Annotated in this window: 20 protein-coding genes and 1 pseudogene; 13 read left to right on the top strand and 8 right to left on the bottom strand. The window is 25.0% G+C overall.

Features of this window, described 5'->3' with window-relative positions; all coding sequences use genetic code 4:
• Positions 1–289 precede the first annotated feature (289 nt).
• From AACL02_RS06245 to AACL02_RS06225, 5 genes and pseudogenes are all read right to left on the bottom strand, one after another.
• Positions 290–1,410 (bottom strand): IS3 family transposase gene (locus AACL02_RS06245; RefSeq protein WP_339040201.1). Its coding sequence is split into 2 segments (ribosomal slippage): positions 290–1,167 and positions 1,167–1,410, totalling 1,122 coding nucleotides; the frame shifts between segments, so codons are not numbered across the junction.
• 29 nt (positions 1,411–1,439) lie between these two features.
• The gene (locus AACL02_RS06240; RefSeq protein WP_339043645.1) at positions 1,440–2,162 is read right to left on the bottom strand and encodes an IS3 family transposase; all 723 of its coding nucleotides are present in this window, start codon (positions 2,160–2,162) and stop codon (positions 1,440–1,442) included.
• Positions 2,163–2,194: 32 nt separating this feature from the next.
• Positions 2,195–2,473 carry a transposase gene (locus AACL02_RS06235; protein WP_339040199.1) on the bottom strand — a complete coding sequence of 93 codons (279 nt, stop codon included), beginning with the start codon at positions 2,471–2,473 and terminating at the stop codon, positions 2,195–2,197.
• A 65-nt stretch (positions 2,474–2,538) separates the two neighbouring features.
• A pseudogene (locus tag AACL02_RS06230) lies at positions 2,539–3,354 on the bottom strand (IS256 family transposase); the annotation flags it as partial.
• A 291-nt stretch (positions 3,355–3,645) separates the two neighbouring features.
• Positions 3,646–4,467, bottom strand: a complete 822-nt coding sequence (locus tag AACL02_RS06225) for an IS1595 family transposase (protein ID WP_339040196.1) — start codon at positions 4,465–4,467, stop codon at positions 3,646–3,648.
• On the opposite strand from AACL02_RS06225, the gene AACL02_RS06220 reads away from it, so the two are divergent.
• From AACL02_RS06220 to AACL02_RS06195, 6 genes are all read left to right on the top strand, one after another.
• Positions 4,448–4,651: a hypothetical protein gene (locus AACL02_RS06220; protein ID WP_339040195.1), complete on the top strand. Its 204-nt coding sequence runs from the start codon at positions 4,448–4,450 to the stop codon at positions 4,649–4,651. The genes AACL02_RS06225 and AACL02_RS06220 overlap by 20 nt on opposite strands.
• Positions 4,651–4,887 (top strand): hypothetical protein, encoded by a 237-nt coding sequence (locus AACL02_RS06215; RefSeq protein ID WP_338961103.1) that lies wholly within the window; start codon positions 4,651–4,653, stop codon positions 4,885–4,887. Before AACL02_RS06220 ends, AACL02_RS06215 begins: the two co-directional genes overlap by 1 nt.
• A gap of 105 nt (positions 4,888–4,992) precedes the next feature.
• Positions 4,993–5,805 (top strand): hypothetical protein, encoded by an 813-nt coding sequence (locus AACL02_RS06210; RefSeq protein WP_339040192.1) that lies wholly within the window; start codon positions 4,993–4,995, stop codon positions 5,803–5,805.
• 16 nt (positions 5,806–5,821) lie between these two features.
• Positions 5,822–5,980, top strand: a complete 159-nt coding sequence (locus AACL02_RS06205; RefSeq protein WP_281749444.1) for a hypothetical protein — start codon at positions 5,822–5,824, stop codon at positions 5,978–5,980.
• 33 nt (positions 5,981–6,013) lie between these two features.
• The gene (locus AACL02_RS06200) at positions 6,014–6,202 is read left to right on the top strand and encodes a hypothetical protein (RefSeq protein ID WP_174480113.1); all 189 of its coding nucleotides are present in this window, start codon (positions 6,014–6,016) and stop codon (positions 6,200–6,202) included.
• A gap of 15 nt (positions 6,203–6,217) precedes the next feature.
• A complete protein-coding gene (locus AACL02_RS06195; protein ID WP_339040190.1) occupies positions 6,218–6,418 on the top strand; it encodes a hypothetical protein in 201 nt (66 codons plus the stop codon).
• Between the two features lie 40 nt (positions 6,419–6,458).
• Here the strand turns inward: AACL02_RS06195 and AACL02_RS06190 are convergent, their stop codons facing one another.
• Complete coding sequence (locus AACL02_RS06190; RefSeq protein WP_339040188.1) at positions 6,459–7,280, bottom strand: IS1595 family transposase; 822 nt, start codon at positions 7,278–7,280, stop codon at positions 6,459–6,461.
• Between AACL02_RS06190 and AACL02_RS06185 the strand changes: the two genes are divergently transcribed.
• From AACL02_RS06185 to AACL02_RS06175, 3 genes are all read left to right on the top strand, one after another.
• Positions 7,261–7,539 carry a hypothetical protein gene (locus AACL02_RS06185; protein WP_339040186.1) on the top strand — a complete coding sequence of 93 codons (279 nt, stop codon included), beginning with the start codon at positions 7,261–7,263 and terminating at the stop codon, positions 7,537–7,539. The genes AACL02_RS06190 and AACL02_RS06185 overlap by 20 nt on opposite strands.
• Before the next feature lie 425 nt (positions 7,540–7,964).
• A protein-coding gene (locus AACL02_RS06180) for an IS3 family transposase (RefSeq protein ID WP_422397815.1) occupies positions 7,965–9,082 on the top strand; the annotation gives its coding sequence in 2 pieces (ribosomal slippage) (positions 7,965–8,235 and positions 8,235–9,082; 1,119 coding nt in all).
• Between the two features lie 172 nt (positions 9,083–9,254).
• Entirely contained in the window at positions 9,255–9,482 is a 228-nt protein-coding gene (locus tag AACL02_RS06175) for a hypothetical protein (protein ID WP_339040184.1), read from the top strand.
• Here the strand turns inward: AACL02_RS06175 and AACL02_RS06170 are convergent.
• A complete protein-coding gene (locus AACL02_RS06170; protein ID WP_339040182.1) occupies positions 9,468–10,289 on the bottom strand; it encodes an IS1595 family transposase in 822 nt (273 codons plus the stop codon). The two genes, AACL02_RS06175 and AACL02_RS06170, sit on opposite strands and share 15 nt — an antisense overlap.
• Here AACL02_RS06170 and AACL02_RS06165 point away from each other — a divergent pair.
• Genes AACL02_RS06165 through AACL02_RS06155 form a run of 3 tightly spaced genes read left to right on the top strand, consistent with a single transcriptional unit; the run spans position 10,235 to position 12,273 of the window.
• Entirely contained in the window at positions 10,235–10,429 is a 195-nt protein-coding gene (locus tag AACL02_RS06165) for a hypothetical protein (RefSeq protein ID WP_339040180.1), read from the top strand. The genes AACL02_RS06170 and AACL02_RS06165 overlap by 55 nt on opposite strands.
• Positions 10,430–10,443: 14 nt before the next feature.
• Positions 10,444–11,412: a hypothetical protein gene (locus AACL02_RS06160; RefSeq protein WP_339040178.1), complete on the top strand. Its 969-nt coding sequence runs from the start codon at positions 10,444–10,446 to the stop codon at positions 11,410–11,412.
• Between the two features lie 3 nt (positions 11,413–11,415).
• A complete protein-coding gene (locus AACL02_RS06155) occupies positions 11,416–12,273 on the top strand; it encodes a hypothetical protein (protein WP_339040176.1) in 858 nt (285 codons plus the stop codon).
• A 40-nt stretch (positions 12,274–12,313) separates the two neighbouring features.
• Here AACL02_RS06155 and AACL02_RS06150 read toward each other — a convergent pair whose 3' ends face one another.
• Positions 12,314–13,135 (bottom strand): IS1595 family transposase, encoded by an 822-nt coding sequence (locus AACL02_RS06150; protein ID WP_339040174.1) that lies wholly within the window; start codon positions 13,133–13,135, stop codon positions 12,314–12,316.
• On the opposite strand from AACL02_RS06150, the gene AACL02_RS06145 reads away from it, so the two are divergent.
• Positions 13,116–13,460 (top strand): hypothetical protein, encoded by a 345-nt coding sequence (locus tag AACL02_RS06145; protein ID WP_339040172.1) that lies wholly within the window; start codon positions 13,116–13,118, stop codon positions 13,458–13,460. The two genes, AACL02_RS06150 and AACL02_RS06145, sit on opposite strands and share 20 nt — an antisense overlap.
• The last annotated feature ends 1 nt before the right edge of the window (position 13,461 follow it).

Genomic DNA, 13,461 nt, shown 5'->3' with positions numbered 1-13,461 from the left:
AAAAAGCAAATAAATATTAATGATGGATAGAGTTTTTATTTTGGTAGATTATGTTGTAAAAATGTCTTCTAATTCAATTAACTAGATATCATGAATTTTATTTTTTTTAAATTAGACTTGGTGCAAAACCTTTGATATTGATAATAATCATTAAATTATTAAAATTAAAGGTTTTGCACCAAGTCTATTATATATTCTATTGAAATCTAAAACTTAAAAATTGTTTTTATATGAATAAAAAAATATTATTTACATAATTGATACATTGGAATGGCAACCCTTTTTAGGACTATTTTTTGGTAGACATTTGTTTTTGATAATTAACTGGAGTTAAGTAGTTTAAAGTGCCGTGAATTCTTATGTTGTTATATCAATTGATGTAATCAAATAATTCTAATTTTAATTGGATTAATGATGTAAAATTTTTATCATTAATAAATTCGGTTTTGAAAGTTTTAAAGGTTGCTTCAGCAACAGCGTTATCATAAGGACAACCTTTTTTGCTTAAAGAGCGATTAATATTGAATGCTAGTAAAAGTTTATCAATAATTTTATTATTAAATTCATTACCGCGATCACTATGAAATATTTGAATATCTTTTAAACAGCGATTTGAGTGCATAAATGCTTGATATACTAATGATGCATCTTTTTTAGTACCTACACTATGTCCAATTATTTCGCGGTTAAATAGGTCAATTAATAAACAAATATAGTTTCACTTACCATTTACTTGAACATAAGTTAAATCACTAACAATAACTTCATTTTTAACTCTATTATTAAAGTTTCTATCAACAAGATTGTTTATTGGACTATCGTTAACTTTGTTATTATGATTTTTGTATGATAATTTAGTGTATTTTGATATTAAATTATGTTTATTCATAATTTCTTTAATTTTTCGTCTTGATAAATAAATTTCTTGGTTTTCTAGAATGACTTTTAATCTTCTAGTACCATAAACTTCTTTATTTTCTTTAAAAGCACTAATAACAGCTTCATCATAAATATTATTTTTGATTTTATTTTCTTTTTTCTTTAAATTAAAATAATATGTTGATTTAGAGATTTTTAAAAAATGACACATTGTGCGAATTTTATATTTAGATTTATTTTTGACAATAATTTCTATTTTCTGCCTATTATTAGTGCTGCTTGCTTTAAAATATCATTTTCCATTCTTAATTGTTTTAATTCTTTTCTTAATTTAATTAATTCATTTTCTTCAAAAGAACGATTATCTTTAGTTTTAAAACTACCTGAATTAGTAAATTGCTTAATTCAATTGTAAGTAGCTGCTCTTGTAACATTATATTCTTTAGCAAGGCAAGATACTGATTTGCCACTTTGATATAAAGCTACTATTTGTTTTTTAAATTCATCGGTATATGAGTTAATATTGGCCATAATTATAGTTCCTTTCTTTGTTCACTTGTCTACGTAATTAGTGTCCAATAAAGTGTAACCCATCCAGATGTAAAATTTTTATCATTAATAAATTCGGTTTTGAAAGTTTTAAAGGTTTCTTCAGCAACAGCGTTATCATAAGGACAACCTTTTTTGCTTAAAGAGCGATTAATATTGAATGCTAGTAAAAGTTTATCAATAATTTTATTATTAAATTCATTACCGCGATCACTATGAAATATTTGAATATCTTTTAAACAGCGATTTGAGTGCATAAATGCTTGATATACTAATGATGCATCTTTTTTAGTACCTACACTATGTCCAATTATTTCGCGGTTAAATAGGTCAATTAATAAACAAATATAGTTTCACTTACCATTTACTTGAACATAAGTTAAATCACTAACAATAACTTCATTTTTAACTCTATTATTAAAGTTTCTATCAACAAGATTGTTTATTGGACTATCGTTAACTTTGTTATTATGATTTTTGTATGATAATTTAGTGTATTTTGATATTAAATTATGTTTATTCATAATTTCTTTAATTTTTCGTCTTGATAAATAAATTTCTTGGTTTTCTAGAATGACTTTTAATCTTCTAGTACCATAAACTTCTTTATTTTCTTTAAAAGCACTAATAACAGCTTCATCATAAATATTATTTTTGATTTTATTTTCTTTTTTCTTTAAATTAAAATAATATGTTGATTTAGAGATTTTTAAAAAATGACACATTGTGCGAATTTTATATTTAACTTTATTTTTGACAATAATTTCTATTTTCTGCCTATTATTAGTGCTGCTTGCTTTAAAATATCATTTTCCATTCTTAATTGTTTTAATTCTTTTCTTAATTTAATTAATTCATTTTCTTCAACAGAACGATTATCTTTAGTTTTAAAACTACCTGAATTAGTAAATTGCTTAATTCAATTGTAAGTAGCTGCTCTTGTAACATTATATTCTTTAGCAAGGCAAGATACTGATTTGCCACTTTGATATAAAGCTACTATTTGTTTTTTAAATTCATCGGTATATGAGTTAATATTGGCCATAATTATAGTTCCTTTCTTTGTTCACTTGTCTACGTAATTAGTGTCCAATAAAGTGTAACCCATCCACTATTTCTAATTTGATGAACAATGCATAATTGATGTTCTGTTTTAGGATAAACTGATTGTATTGCTTCTGACATGCCTGTTAAATTATCACTACAAGCAATAAGAATATCATTTAAGCCACGATTTTTCATTTCTGTGAAATTAGATAATCAAAACTTAGAACCTTCATTTTCACTAATTCATAATCCTAAAACATCTTTTTTGCCTTCTAAATCAACTCCTAATGCTATATAAACTGATTTGTTAATAATCCGTTTATCTTGTCGTACTTTAACTACTATACAATCAAAATAAACAATAGGATAAATACTTTCTAATGGTCGATTTTGTCATGCTTTAACATCATCAATAACATCATCAGTAATTTGACTAATAACACTTTCACTAATATCAGCACCATGATATAACTCTTGCAACTGCATTCTAATGTCAGATAATGTCATTCCTTTTGCATACAAGGAAAGAACTTGTTGATCAAAACCATCAAATCTTCTTTGCCTTTTAGGAACTATTACAGGAGTAAAATTACTATTGCGATCTCTTGGTACATCAATTTCAATTTTACCTTGTTGAGTTATTAATTTTTTTGAACTTGTACCATTACGAGCATTTTCAGTAGTACTATGTTGATTTTTTTCATATCCTAAATAATTTTGCATTTCAGAATTCAACATTTTTTCAACTAATCTTTTTGTTAATTCTTTATATAAACCGCCAGGTTTAAAAACTGTTGTTAAATCTTCAGTATTTTCTAGTAATAAATCTACTGCTTTTGATATTGGATCATTATTATTAAAGTTATCTTTTTTAGCCATCTGTAACTCACTCTTTCTAGTCATTTAATTATATTTACTAGAATTAATTAAACATAGTTATTTTTGTAAGTTACACAGATTACTAAACATTTCCAACTGGTCAAATTTTTAATACTTTAAATATTCCTAAAAATCGTGCATTTTGTTCAATTAATGTTAAATGATTTAAAAAATGAAAAGAGTAAAAAATGATATTATGAAAAATTTTAGGCTTTTCTCCCTTTATGTACTATTTTAATTTTATCACATAAATGCTGAGAAAAGCCTATCTACGGACTTCTCCCCACATTTTTAAATCAAACATAGAATTACAGTTTCAAAACTAGGTATCTTGTTGAATTTATATGCAGCTTCTTTAGCATATAAATGAACATGATGTTTTGCAACTTTGATATGTGTTTTAAATGTTCTTCTTATATGTTTTCAAACTGATTCAATTTGGTTGGTATTTACACCAATTTTTGAAACATAGCCATCTTGATGGTTAATTGTTTCATGCTTAGTGAAAACTGATTTAAAATCGCAATATCCTTTTCAAGAATCAGTATATACAAGACATTTTGAAGAAATGTGGTTTTTTGCAAACTGCAAAAGATTTTTACTCTTTGCGTTTTTCAATACTTTCACAATTAAATTATTGGTTGTTTTTTGATAAATGCCAACAATCAAGGTTTTATTCACCAAGGATCTTCCTTGTTTTTTAAAACCCATATGTGAAAGATACATTTCATCAATTTGCACTGTACCTTCAACAATAAATTGAGGTTTTTGTTTTGCAATACGTGTTCTGATTTTATGAGTCATTATTCAAGCAGTTTTCAAAGTCACTCCCAATTCTTTTGCAATATCTGTTGATGGAATTCCATGTTTGGTGTTTATTCATCTAAAGATAAGATAAAACCAAGATGTTAAAGATGTTTGTGACCTTGAAAATATGGTGCCTTTGAGAATGCTAAATGTTTGATTACATTTTAAACATCTCATTCTTTTTAAATCAGAAGTATTCAAATTAAAATTAAAACACCTAATACATTTGTTTTCTTTCAAATTTGCTATATATGCAAGACATTGCTGTTCAGTTTGAAAAGCATTGTTGAATTCATTCAGTTTCATTATTCCCTCCACAAGTACATGTGGGGAGAAGTCCGAAATTTTATTAATAGTACCAATATTAATAACAAGCATAACACTAATAATATTTTTAATATTTATTATTAAAGAATTAAAAAATGAATATAAAGTATTAAAAATATTAAGTGAAATTGCTAATCAAATTAAAAATAAGGAGAATAATTAATGATAATATTACCTACTTTGTTTGAAAATAAAGATGAAATTGAAATATTATCACCATTTCCAAAAGCAATTCATACAAGTAATGATATTAGAACAATTATTTTAAGACAATACCCAAATGTTAAATCAAAACACATAATTGTTTCTGACCCAGAAAGTAATGTTGCATTAATAGTTGGTGATAATGATGTTTATCAAGGTTGAATTAAAGTAACAGTTAAAAAATTAGAAAATTAAAAAAATTAAAATTAGAATTCATGAATTTGAATTATATGATTATCAAGTAAATACTTTATTAGATATTGTAAGAGAAATGTTAAAAGCAAATAAAGGAGAATAGAAATGGAAACAAATAATTATACATTAACAAAAATAATACGCTCTTCAATAAGTCCTTTAAGTGCAATGATTGGTACAAGTGCTTATTATGGTCAAGTAATAAGTAATCCAGTATTAGGTTCAATTAATAGTTTATTATTTGGTAAAAAATTAGGTTTAGATATATGAAATTTAAATCAAAGACCAAATACTAAAACTAAATTAATTAATAGTTCTAAAAAAATCTTATTATGTTTAGGAACAATTGGTTTAGCAAATTATAGTAAATGAACAGAAAATAATATTAATCCTATTATTCCAACAACACCAATGCCAATAACTACTACAACTACAACTGAGGGTCCTCCATGATTATTATTAAATAAACAAGAACATCAGTCATTAATGGATTGAGATACTTATATTTCATTAAATGCTTATGGTATTTCAAATCTTATTAGTGGATTAACTGAGTTAATACCTAATAAATTTGAAGCGATAAGAAAGATTTGTAATATGGCTACTGGTGGATGTTTAATATCAAGTGGTGTTGCAATGGGAATTAATAATGATTTTAATAATGCTTATGCAGTACCTACTATTATTGCTGGTGCAAGTGAAATAATCAATAATTTACTACCTATGGAAACAACACATCATAATCAAGAAATGCAAGAAACATCATTTAATGATGAAACTACAAGATTAATTAATGATAATAGATTTACTATTAATAGTGAAACAACTAGTCAATACGGTAGTGATAATATGAGCGAAGTACCATTAAATAATGATAATAATTCATTAAATTGAGATTATAATCACATGAGTTTATAAAGGAGGTGAATAATTTATGAATAAAGAAAAAATAATTGAATATTATAATCAGGAAATAAAAACATATAAAGAAAGAATAGAAGAATTCAATAAAGAAATATCTGTATTAGTAGAAATTATAAGTAATTCACAATCAATGATTGAAAGAATTAATGGTGGTCAATTTGATGAATAATTAAAAATAAACAATTGAAAGGAAAATATTCAGATGAAAGAATTTTTACATGAATTAATAATTATTGGAACAAGTGTTGGAACATTAATTTGCAGAGAAATTATTGTTTTATTAAAAAGATTTATCACAACTCCAAAACATGTTAGAGCAAATAACAAAATTATAAAACATCAAAAAAAATTAGCAAAATTAAATGAAAAAATTAATAAAGAAAATAAATAATAAAGGGTGATGTAAATGTTAGAAAATGAAGATAATGTTCAACAAACAACTGAACCTTTAAATGAAAATAATGCTCAACAAGAAATAGAAAATAAAGTTAATGAAGCAGAAAATAAGTTAAATAAACTTAATCAAGAAATTAAAGAAAAAGCAATAATTAATATATTTAAAAAAGGCTTTTCTCCCTTTATGTACTATTTTAATTTTATCACATAAATGCTGAGAAAAGCCTATCTACGGACTTCTCCCCACATTTTTAAATCAAACATAGAATTACAGTTTCAAAACTAGGTATCTTGTTGAATTTATATGCAGCTTCTTTAGCATATAAATGAACATGATGTTTTGCAACTTTGATATGTGTTTTAAATGTTCTTCTTATATGTTTTCAAACTGATTCAATTTGGTTGGTATTTACACCAATTTTTGAAACATAGCCATCTTGATGGTTAACTGTTTCATGCTTAGTGAAAACTGATTTAAAATCGCAATATCCTTTTCAAGAATCAGTATATACAAGACATTTTGAAGAAATGTGGTTTTTTGCAAACTGCAAAAGATTTTTACTCTTTGCGTTTTTCAATACTTTCACAATTAAATTATTGGTTGTTTTTTGATAAATGCCAACAATCAAGTTTTTATTCACCAAGGATCTTCCTTGTTTTTTAAAACCCATATGTGAAAGATACATTTCATCAATTTGCACTGTACCTTCAACAATAAATTGAGGTTTTTGTTTTGCAATACGTTTTCTGATTTTATGAGTCATTCTTCAAGCAGTTTTCAAAGTCACTCCCAATTCTTTTGCAATATCTGTTGATGGAATTCCATGTTTGGTGTTTATTCATCTAAAGATAAGATAAAACCAAGATGTTAAAGATGTTTGTGACCTTGAAAATATGGTGCCTGTGAGAATGCTAAATGTTTGATTACATTTTAAACATCTCATTCTTTTTAAATCAGAAGTATTCAAATTAAAACTAAAACACCTAATACATTTGTTTTCTTTCAAATTTGCTATATATGCAAGACATTGCTGTTCAGTTTGAAAAGCATTGTTGAATTCATTCAGTTTCATTATTCCCTCCACAAGTACATGTGGGGAGAAGTCTGTTAAAAAATATCAAGTTAAAACTGAATTTTATGATTTTTTAAAATTTAAAACTAATAATTTAGAAAATTCAAAAATTGAAGACACTATTAAAAAAATGATTAAAGAACAACCAGTATTTAAAGAACCAATTAATACAGGTGGTAAACAAGAAACAATATTAACAAATCAATCGAATTCAATAAAAAGTAGTTTATTGGATTATAAAAAGAAAAATAATTTATAACAGAAAGGAAAATAAAAATGGCAATACAATTCAATAAAAATTTAGATAATACCGAAAAATTAGTAGAAGCACCAGAGTTTATAGAATTTTATAAACAATCAAATTCACCATGAGCAAGTTTTTTTCCTATCGAAATGGTTAATTCAACAAAAATTGAATTTATAGTTAAAAAACCAAAAAATTCAGAAATTAAAGTATTAAAATGAAATGATAAAAGCAAAGGATTAGATGTTAGTTATGCTGAAACTGTTAAAATTTTAAAAGAAATTAAAGAAGAAGCGGTTGCGGGTGAAATAATTGCTAATGTTGATTTAAATGCTGAAAATGGACAAAATTTATTAAATACAATGCAATATGAATGGATGGGTTACACTTTATTGGACACTAATTACATAGACAAGTGAACAAAGAAAGGAACTATAATTATGGCCAATATTAACTCATATACCGATGAATTTAAAAAACAAATAGTAGCTTTATATCAAAGTGGCAAATCAGTATCTTGCCTTGTTAAAGAATATAATGTTACAAGAGCAGCTACTTACAATTGAATTAAGCAATTTACTAATTCAGGTAGTTTTAAAACTAAAGATAATCGTTCTGTTGAAGAAAATGAATTAATTAAATTAAGAAAAGAATTAAAACAATTAAGAATGGAAAATGATATTTTAAAGCAAGCAGCACTAATAATAGGCAGAAAGTAGAGATTATTGCAAATAATAAATCTAAATATAAAATTCGCACAATGTGTCATTTTTTAAAACTCTCTAAATCAACATATTATTTTAATTTAAAGAAAAAAAATAAAATTCAAAATAATATTTATGAACAAGCTGTTATTAGTGCTTTTAAAAAAAATAAAGAAGTTTATGGTACTAGAAGATTAAAAGTCATTCTAGAAAACCAAGAAATTTATTTATCAAGACGAAAAATTAAAGAAATTATGAATAAACATAATTTAATATCAAAATACACTAAATTATCATTCAAAAATTATCATAATAAAGTCAATGATAGTCAAATAACCAATCTTGTTAATAGAAACTTTAATAATAGAGTTAAAAATGAAGTTATTGTTAGTGATTTAACTTATGTTCAAGTAAATGGTAAGTGAAACTATATTTGTTTATTAATTGACCTATTTAACCGCGAAATAATTGGACATAGTGTAGGTACTAAAAAAGATGCATCATTAGTATATCAAGCATTTATGCACTCAAATCGCTGTTTAAAAGATATTCAAATATTTCATAGTGATCGCGGTAATGAATTTAATAATAAAATTATTGATAAACTTTTACTAGCATTCAATATTAATCGCTCTTTAAGCAAAAAAGGTTGTCCTTATGATAACGCTGTTGCTGAAGCAACCTTTAAAACTTTCAAAACCGAATTTATTAATGATAAAAATTTTACATCATTAATCCAATTAAAATTAGAATTATTTGATTACATCAATTGATATAACAACATAAGAATTCACGGCACTTTAAACTACTTAACTCCAGTTAATTATCAAAAACAAATGTCTACCAAAAAATAGTCCTAAAAAGGGTTGCCATTCCAGTACAACTAAATTTATTAAGTTAGCACAAAAAACTAAAACATTAGAACAAGTTGGTATTAAAGAAGCAAAAAACTTACAAGAAATTATTAGTCAAGTAAGTGGAAAAGAAATTTTAACAGATAAAATTATTGGTAATAAACGTTATTTAATGAAGTATAGTTTTAATCCTAATCGTGAAACAGTATTACGAGATTTAGGATATGTTGCTGAAAGACAATATAAGAATAATTTTCAAAAACTAGAAACAGAAAAATTAATGGAACACTTATTATTACAAAAGGCTTTTCTCCCTTTATGTATTATTTTAATTTTATCACATAAATGCTGAGAAAAGCCTATCTACGGACTTCTCCCCACATTTTTAAATCAAACATAGAATTACAGTTTCAAAACTAGGTATCTTGTTGAATTTATATGCAGCTTCTTTAGCATATAAATTAACATGATTTTTTGCAACTTTGATATGTGTTTTAAATGTTCTTCTTATATGTTTTCAAACTGATTCAATTTGGTTGGTATTTACACCAATTTTTGAAACATAGCCATCTTGATGGTTAACTGTTTCATGCTTAGTGAAAACTGATTTAAAATCGCAATATCCTTTTCAAGAATCAGTATATACAAGACATTTTGAAGAAATGTGGTTTTTTGCAAACTGCAAAAGATTTTTACTCTTTGCTTTTTTCAATACTTTCACAATTAAATTATTGGTTGTTTTTTGATAAATGCCAACAATCAAGGTTTTATTCACCAAGGATCTTCCTTGTTTTTTAAAACCCATATGTGAAAGATACATTTCATCAATTTGCACTGTACCTTCAACAATAAATTGAGGTTTTTGTTTTGCAATACGTGTTCTGATTTTATGAGTCATTCTTCAAGCAGTTTTCAAAGTCACTCCCAATTCTTTTGCAATATCTGTTGATGGAATTCCATGTTTGGTGTTTATTCATCTAAAGATAAGATAAAACCAAGATGTTAAAGATGTTTGTGACCTTGAAAATATGGTGCCTGTGAGAATGCTAAATGTTTGATTACATTTTAAACATCTCATTCTTTTTAAATCAGAAGTATTCAAATTAAAATTAAAACACCTAATACATTTGTTTTCTTTCAAATTTGCTATATATGCAAGACATTGCTGTTCAGTTTGAAAAGCATTGTTGAATTCATTCAGTTTCATTATTCCCTCCACAAGTACATGTGGGGAGAAGTCCGTTACAAAATACATTAATAAAATTAAGTCCACAATTAACTCCTAAATTTAAAATTAAAGATATTGAAAAAGCAAATAACTTTTTAAAAAATTTAATAATGATTTAAAAGAAGTATTAAAAATGAATCAACATGTTTGATTAAATTTAGTTCATACAATACATACAGAAAATAGATATGGAAAAACTTTAATTTTAGATTTACAAAAAATTCGTGCTAATGCTATTAAATTTAATTTTAAAAATAATGTTATTCATCAACTTGTTTTAAAAGCAAATCAAACTTTTAAATATTTTGATATTATATTTTATTTAAAAAAAGGTTTAAATAAATTTTGAAAAGATACACCATATTTTGAAAAAATACGAGAAAGTATATATAAATTACAAGAAAAATTTGAAAAGTTAGAAAAACAAGTATTTGAAAAAATTCAGAAATTAAAAGAAAAAGCAACTGATTTATTTACTAGTGCAGAAAAAAGAGCAATTAAACACGCACAATTAATTCCATTAAATTCACCAGTATTTATGGGTTGTAAAATTCAACCTTTGTCATTAGATAAATGTGCAATTACTATTTATCATCGCAATCCTAAATATAAACCAATTACAGTTGTTGATAGTATTCTTAAAGCAAAAACTTTTGTTACTCAAATACATCCATTCCATTGATATCGTTGATATAGTGGTTGATACATTGGTTATGGAGTTAATCAAAATAAATGATTAAAAGCAATAGCATTTGCTCCACCAGTGGTGCAACAAGTAATTAGAGATAGTTTTAAAGTATATAGAGAAATATTTAGAACTATTAGAACTTATCATAAAGTAGTAAATGTTATTAATAATCCTATTGAAAATATTAACAAATCATTTAAAAATGTTGGTTTAAAATTTAGTGTTAATACTTTATTTGGTACTGGATTATTACATCATTTAGAAAAGTTTGCATATAGTCAAGTTGTAACAAAAAGTAAGAAAAAAATAAAAAAAGGTAAAAATAAAATACAAAAAGAAATTGAACATATAACACATAAAAAAACAAAAAAACATACTCATCATTATAAACAAGCATTTTTTAAGGAATGATAAATTATGATTAATAAACTTTGAACTGATGTCAGTCTTGAAAATTATAATAACTGATATCCATTAACTGGAAAAATTACAGAAACACCACAGCAATACATACAAACATGACCTAATGTTAATGATTGATTTAAAACTTTTGCTATTCGTGCTCAAAATGATATTAATGCTTATCTTGATTTTATTTTATCTAAATTTCCTTTTGATAGTTTTAAAGATGAATTAATTAAAGAAACATTAAGAGATATGGTTTATGTTATGGTTGAACATTGAGTATTTAATCGTACACCAATTGAATTTAATGTTGATGCTACTATTCAATTTAATAATGGTAATCAATTTAGTGCAAATAGTACTCCTACGATTAATGTTTGAGATTTAGCACCAAGTAGAATGAAAATATGAGCAAGATTAACAGAATTAAAAAAAATATTTTCAAGTTATAATGATGATGAAATAGATGTTGAAAAAATTGATTTAAAAGCATTTTATACTAGAAATCAAGTTGATGAATTAATTAAAGAACAAAAAGAATTTACATTATTAAAACAAATTAAATTATATGATGATTTAGTTGATGATAATGAAAATGAAATATATAGAGGTCCTGTTAGTAAATTTATTAATAAAGGATATGTTGCAACTGATTATGATAAAGAAACTGAAACAATGATTTTAGATTGACCTGATGAAATTGGTACATTACCACCCGAAGCATTACAAAATAATCCTCAAATTGGTGATTATACACATGCACCAACTTGTGATTTTTCTGCTAAACAACAAAAACGAATTACTACAAATGAAAATAGTATTAAAATAGGCTTTTCTCCCTTTATGTACTATTTTAATTTTATCACATAAATGCTGAGAAAAGCCTATCTACGGACTTCTCCCCACATTTTTAAATCAAACATAGAATTACAGTTTCAAAACTAGGTATCTTGTTGAATTTATATGCAGCTTCTTTAGCATATAAATGAACATGATGTTTTGCAACTTTGATATGTGTTTTAAATGTTCTTCTTATATGTTTTCAAACTGATTCAATTTGGTTGGTATTTACACCAATTTTTGAAACATAGCCATCTTGATGGTTAACTGTTTCATGCTTAGTGAAAACTGATTTAAAATCGCAATATCCTTTTCAAGAATCAGTATATACAAGACATTTTGAAGAAATGTGGTTTTTTGCAAACTGCAAAAGATTTTTACTCTTTGCGTTTTTCAATACTTTCACAATTAAATTATTGGTTGTTTTTTGATAAATGCCAACAATCAAGGTTTTATTCACCAAGGATCTTCCTTGTTTTTTAAAACCCATATGTGAAAGATACATTTCATCAATTTGCACTGTACCTTCAACAATAAATTGAGGTTTTTGTTTTGCAATACGTGTTCTGATTTTATGAGTCATTCTTCAAGCAGTTTTCAAAGTCACTCCCAATTCTTTTGCAATATATGTTGATGGAATTCCATGTTTGGTGTTTATTCATCTAAAGATAAGATAAAACCAAGATGTTAAAGATGTTTGTGACCTTGAAAATATGGTGCCTGTGAGAATGCTAAATGTTTGATTACATTTTAAACATCTCATTCTTTTTAAATCAGAAGTATTCAAATTAAAATTAAAACACCTAATACATTTGTTTTCTTTCAAATTTGCTATATATGCAAGACATTGCTGTTCAGTTTGAAAAGCATTGTTGAATTCATTCAGTTTCATTATTCCCTCCACAAGTACATGTGGGGAGAAGTCCGTTAAAATATTAGAAACAAAAGTTAATAATAATATCAAATTATTAGAAAATAAAATTGATATTAATAAACAAAATATTGATGATATTAAAAATAACTGATTTAATATTGAAACTAGTCCATTATGAAAAGAGATATCTAATGAACTTTCAACTGATAATTTAAATAAAGAAATATTAGTAATATGAGGTTATATTTATGAGAGTGACATTTATAACTATAAATATACTAGAAAATCTATATTTAGGAAATGTTTAGTAATCTGTGTAACTTACAAAAATAACTATGTTTAAT

Origin of the sequence: Spiroplasma endosymbiont of Apeira syringaria, assembly GCF_964020205.1 — a bacterium.
Lineage (GTDB): Bacteria > Bacillota_I > Bacilli_A > Mycoplasmatales > VBWQ01 > Spiroplasma_E > Spiroplasma_E ixodetis_A.
Note: the sequence above shows the minus strand (reverse complement) of the source record. Positions and strands in the feature narration are given on the sequence as shown.